The sequence below is a fragment of the Microvirga zambiensis WSM3693 genome (genome assembly GCF_016735695.1).
Taxonomy (GTDB): Bacteria; Pseudomonadota; Alphaproteobacteria; order Rhizobiales; family Beijerinckiaceae; genus Microvirga; species Microvirga zambiensis.
On the sequence record NZ_JAERQD010000136.1, the window covers coordinates 1 to 5,437 of the forward strand.

General features: G+C 60.9%; 3 protein-coding genes and 1 pseudogene. All 4 read left to right on the forward strand.

Features of this window, described 5'->3' with window-relative positions; all coding sequences use genetic code 11:
- Positions 1-244 precede the first annotated feature (244 nt).
- Positions 245-3,583, forward strand: a complete 3,339-nt coding sequence (locus JKL46_RS33990) for a M10 family metallopeptidase C-terminal domain-containing protein (protein WP_201842831.1) — start codon at positions 245-247, stop codon at positions 3,581-3,583.
- A 138-nt stretch (positions 3,584-3,721) separates the two neighbouring features.
- Positions 3,722-4,123 carry a hypothetical protein gene (locus JKL46_RS33995; RefSeq protein ID WP_009495291.1) on the forward strand — a complete coding sequence of 134 codons (402 nt, stop codon included), beginning with the start codon at positions 3,722-3,724 and terminating at the stop codon, positions 4,121-4,123.
- Positions 4,124-4,404: 281 nt separating this feature from the next.
- Positions 4,405-4,746 (forward strand): annotated as a pseudogene (locus JKL46_RS34000) (winged helix-turn-helix domain-containing protein); the annotation flags it as partial.
- 28 nt (positions 4,747-4,774) lie between these two features.
- Positions 4,775-5,437: transposase (locus JKL46_RS34005; RefSeq protein ID WP_246529724.1), on the forward strand; the 663-nt coding region annotated here is incomplete at its 3' end.

Sequence of the window (5,437 nt, forward strand, 5' to 3'; positions counted from 1 at the left end):
CCATATCGACGTCGATCGAGCCAGTGCTCTTCCAAATGCCCCAGTCCCACAAGGCGGCCCAGCTCGGATGCGTACGAATAATCTGCACAACATTTCTTCTGAGGCTCGATCCACCAAATTGGCACGAGGTTTGCACAGTGTGTAAGGCGCTGACAGGCGGCCGTGAGCCATGCCTGCGGGAAATTAGTAACTTCAAACCAGTGTAGCCATGAACTACGCACAGCCGTGAGAGAGGAACCCTACGATGCCGAATCCAAGCCAAACTAGCGACCAGTGGTGGGTCAACGATCAAACGCCAGACAACCCTTATGGCAAGAGCGAGGACTATGACTCCTTTCTTGATTATCTTGGGGCAATGGGCCGTAGCCTAACGCCAGCGATCGCTGCGGGAACGCTGAGGATCAACGTTTACGAGCTCAACGACCACCCCGAGTACAAGGCCGCCGCTATCGGCGCCTTACAAATGTGGTCCTCTGTCACCCCCCTGAAATTCGAGATCGTCGACGATGCGCCATTCAACAGCGCAACGGACTGGATCGAGGTTGTCAGCCCCGAGCTAGGCGAGCAGGACGATGGCAGCGCCTATTCGAGCAACCGCTATGTCAGCATCGGTCAGCGTTTCCATGACACGGAACCCAACAAGACGGATGTCGGCGGTTACGTCTTCGATGCCTTCATCCATGAATTCGGCCATGAATTCGGCCTCAACCATCCCGGGCTCTACAATTACAGCGGCCCGGGCGGCGTGCAGATCAACTATCTGAACAATGCGACCTGGACTTATGATCGCCAGCAATACAGCGTCATGTCCTATTTCGATGGGATCGATGTCGGCGAGACCAGCCGCTGGTCCGCCTCGACGCCCCTTATGGCTGACATCGAGGCCGTCATTCGCCGCTTCTTCTCCACCGTCGATGCGAATGGGGTGCGCACCTACCAGCACATCGACCTCAACACGGGCGACAATGTCTACGGCTTCGGGAGCATGCAACTCGGCTATCAGCTGACCGCCTCGGGCATGCAGCATGATATCGGCTTCGCGATCCATGACACCGGCGGGACCGACACGATCGACTTCTCCGGCTCGACGGCAGGCACGATCCTTGACTTGCGCGCCGGACACTTCTCCAGCGTCAATGGTCACAGCAACAATGTATCGATCTTCTCCGGACACAACGCGGATGGAACCGACTACTACATCGAGAACGGCGTCGGCAGCAGGTACGACGACATCCTGATCGGCAACGATGGGGCCAACGTTCTGGACGGCCGAGGCGGCGACGACCGGATGGCAGGCAACGGTGGCGACGATATCTATTTCGTCGATTCACCAGACGACATCGTTCGGGAGGAGTTCAACGACGGCAATGACACGATCATCCTCCTCGCCAGGAACTTGAAAATCAGGAAAGTCGCCAACGTCGAAAACATCATCTACGCCGATGAGTCGACGATCCAGCCTGGCGGCGGCAGCGAGACGCCACCCAGCGTCGGCGACAACACGATGAAAAGCCTCATCTTCGGCGACAACGGAAATGATACGCTTGGGGGCGGCGCCGGCGACGACACGATCTTCGGCCTGGGAGGTGACGACCTGATCATTGGCGGCCGCGACTCGCTCGCCAGTCGCGACGTCAACAACACGATCGATGTCGCCGACCTTGAAGACCAGACCGAAAGCGATGATGGTAACGACGCACTCTACGGTGGCGGCGGTAACGACGTCATTCTTGGCGGCCAGGGCAACGATATTCTCGACGGCGGCGCCGGCGATGACACGCTGAGCGGCCAGGACGGAGTAGATATATTCAGGGGCGGCGCCGGAGTCGACACAGTCGATTATAGCAAGGAGAGCCCCTCCCAACTGCTCGTCAACCTCGCCACGAACGTCGCCAGCGGCGGCACAGCCTCGGGTGATACTTTCTACAGCATTGAAAACCTGATTGGCTCCGATGACCGCATCGACCGCTTCATCGGCACATCCGCCGCAAATCATTTCTGGGGCCGAGGCGGCGGAGATTATTTCAATGGCGGCGGCGGCAATGACGTCCTGGATGGCGGCAACGATGGCGACATCCTGTATGGGGAAGCCGGGAACGATACGATCATTGGCGGCGCGGGTCAAGACTATCTGGATGGTGGTTCCGGCATCGATACCGTCGTCTACACAGGCAGCACTGGTGGTGTGACGATCAATCTTGCTAGCGGCACAGCCACCGGTGGCGACGGTGATGGTACGGTGCAAATCGTTGGCCGAGGCACAGCTATCCGGCACGATATACTCGTCGGCTTTGAAAATGCCGTCGGTTCATCTGTTGATGACCATCTCATCGGCAATGCCCAGGCCAATGAGCTCTCCGGCGGCGCTGGCGACGACACGCTGACTGGCGGCGGCGGTGCCGACCGATTGAACGGCGGAGCCGGCAGCGACACGGCAGATTACGCTGATGCAGCGAGCAGCGTTAGGCTAACTCTCGCTGGAGGCAAGTCCGGCGGAGACAGGTATGTCTCCATCGAGAATCTGGCAGGCTCGGGATTCAACGACCGACTGACCGGCAACGGCGCAGCCAACGTATTGACCGGCCAAGGCGGGAACGACACGATCGACGGCGGCCGTGGCGATGACACCCTGCTCGGCGATTTCGCCTATCAGGGCGACGCGCCGCCGCGCCCTGGCATGGGAACCGGCTACGCCACGCTGGGGCCGGACGTGGCGAACAATTCGATCGCAGCCGCGTTCGACATCTCCAACAACTTCTCGCTCGCCAGCGATCCCGATATCTTCGATTCGACGACGATCCTCCATACGACTGTCAACGCCACCGGAAACGGTCAGGGCGGATACTATAAGGTCAATCTGGCGGCCGGTACGGTCATTACGATCGACATTGACGGAATTGCCGATCCGAATGTCCATGACAGTTGGCTTAGGCTGCTCGACAGTGACGGAAATATCGTCGCTCAGAACGATGATGGCGGCGGCGACCCCGGCTCTACAAGCAACCGGGACTCAAGCGTGGCATTTGTTGTCCAGGAGACCGGAACTTATTACATCGTGGAAGGCAGCTGGTCAGAGACGGCGCCGGGCAATGGCTGGGCGGAAGTTGTGCCGGAAGGCTCGACATATGAGTTGAACGTATCGGTCGAGTTTCCCCCTGCGCCGGCTCAGCCGGGCGTTGCGGGATCCGATAAGCTCACCGGCGGCGGCGGCAGCGATCTGCTGGATGGTGGTCTGGCGTCCGACACGCTCACCGGCGGCGCGGGAGAGGATACTTTCCGCTTCTCGACGGCGCTAGGGAACGGCAATGTCGATTGGATCAAGGACTTCAAGGCCACCGACGACACGATCCTGCTGGACAACCTCATCTTCGCGAGCGTGGGTGGCGATGGCGCTCTCGCTTTGGGCGCATTTCACAGGAGTAAGGCGGGCGTCGCTCATGACGCCAACGATCGCATCATCTACGATACAGATAGCGGCGCCTTGTTCTATGACGCCGATGGCGCCGGACCAGTTGCAGCCATTCAGTTTGCGCGGCTGAGCAAAAATCTGAATGTTTCGGCTGCCGACTTCATTATCATCTAACGCGAGCGCAGGTGGGGCGCTTTCGGGCGCCCCACCTAGTTGTATTACAGTTGCAATTGGTTTCTCTTTTCGAATTACAAGCTGAGCGGCAATGCCGCCACCGCACGGGTCTTGCGGGGCGATCATGGAGAGTGTGTGATGAAGTGCCCGATCGACCGCCGCACAGTATTAATGACCGCCGGAGCTGCGGCTGTCGCCGCGGCCACCGGGCCAGTCGCTGCGCAATCGACAGATATTCGCGGCGCAGTCACGTTCGAGGGCGGCGCGGTTATCCCGGAAGGTCATCTTGAGATTTATCTCGAGGACCCTGCCATTCAGGATGATTCGCGACGTCGCGCCGCGAAAACGCGCACCAAAAGCGACGGCGGGTTAAAGGCGATAGCCTTTTCCTTGTCCCCGCCCGCAAGCTCGACTGCTTCGCCAACGCTGCAGATCGTTGCGCGCCTGGAGCGTGCGGATGGCTGGCTGGTCGCGCGGGGCAGCGCACAGTTCGAGGCGGGTTCGCCCGTCTATGTCACACTCAACGCAGTTATGTATTGACGGGCCAAGACCAATGGCTGACTACAAGAACTCATCTCGAAACCGATGTCGACGGCTGATCACCTAATGATCTTCACGAAGGTGGTATAACATAGGGCGGTGTCGATCCTCGTGAGGAGGTGCGCGATGGAGGACAACATTTGGCGTCCGGCGCATCTGACGCCGGGGCAGATGGAGGAGCGCCGCCTTGCGGCCGCGAGGCTGTTGCGCCAGGGGCGGCTCTGCCAAGCCGAGATCGCCCGGCAACTTAACTTGGGGGCAGTCGCGCCAGTGTCTCGCGTTGGGCCGCCACCCTGGCTCAGCAGGGCCGGCGCGGATTGGCCGCCCGAGCCAGAACTGGACGAGCGCCCCGGCTTGAGGAGGAGGCCTGGGCTCATCTGGCTCGGCTCCTGGACCGGGGTGCCATGGCCGCCGGCTTTGCGACCGAGCGCTGGACCCTGAAGCGCATTGCGGCCCTGATCGAGCGCGAGTTTCAGATCCACTATCATCAGCGCTATCTGGAGCGGCCCCTGAAGGCACATGGCTTGAGCGTGCAGCGCCCGGCCACATGGATTTGCTTCAGTTTAGATACTGCTGGCGAATGCGTTGGAGCGGTTGAGGGGAGGTCTGCGTTCAGGCTGTAGGGGCTTGGGTCCAGACCTGGAGGGTTCCATGTCGCTTCACCCAACCGTGAGTGGTGATGTTCCGACTTCGACCGCGACCGTTGCCCGTGCAGCCTTTCCCCAGGGCAATCCCTATCTGCGCTTGCGCGACCACCTTGGGACGATCTTCACCGACGCCCAGTTCGCGCCGCTCTTCGCCCATCGCGGACAACCGGCGGAATGTCCATGGCGGCTGGCGCTGGTGACCCTGCTCCAGTTCGCCGAGAACCTGTCCGACCGGCGGGCGGCCGATGCTGTTCGCAGCCGCATCGACTGGAAGTATCTGCTAGGGTTGGAGCTGACCGATCCCGGCTTCGACGCTTCGGTTCTCAGCGAGTTCCGCGGCCGTCTTGTGGCAGGCGGCGCGGAGGAGCATCTGCTCGACACTCTCCTGGCGCTGTGCCGGGAGCACAAGCTGCTGGGCGCCCGAGGCCGCCAGCGCACCGACTCCACCCATGTCCTCGGAGCCGTCCGCTTCCTGCACCGCCTCGAGTGCGTGACCGAGACCCTGCGGGCTACCCTGAATGCCTTGGCGATCGCGGCCCCCGCGTGGCTGCGCGCTGAGGCGGATCCTGGCTGCCAGCTATGGTGGAACCTGGGTGATGACGGATTGAGAAAGGCGACGTATCGAGGCGGGTGTCGAGCCTGCCAGAACCTCTTCGAGAGAGCGATA

Coding starts and splice junctions, on each gene's coding strand:
- JKL46_RS33990 (WP_201842831.1), top strand. CDS start 245: ATGCCGAATCCAAGCCAAACTAGCGACCAGTGGTGGGTCAACGATCAA.
- JKL46_RS33995 (WP_009495291.1), top strand. CDS start 3,722: ATGAAGTGCCCGATCGACCGCCGCACAGTATTAATGACCGCCGGAGCT.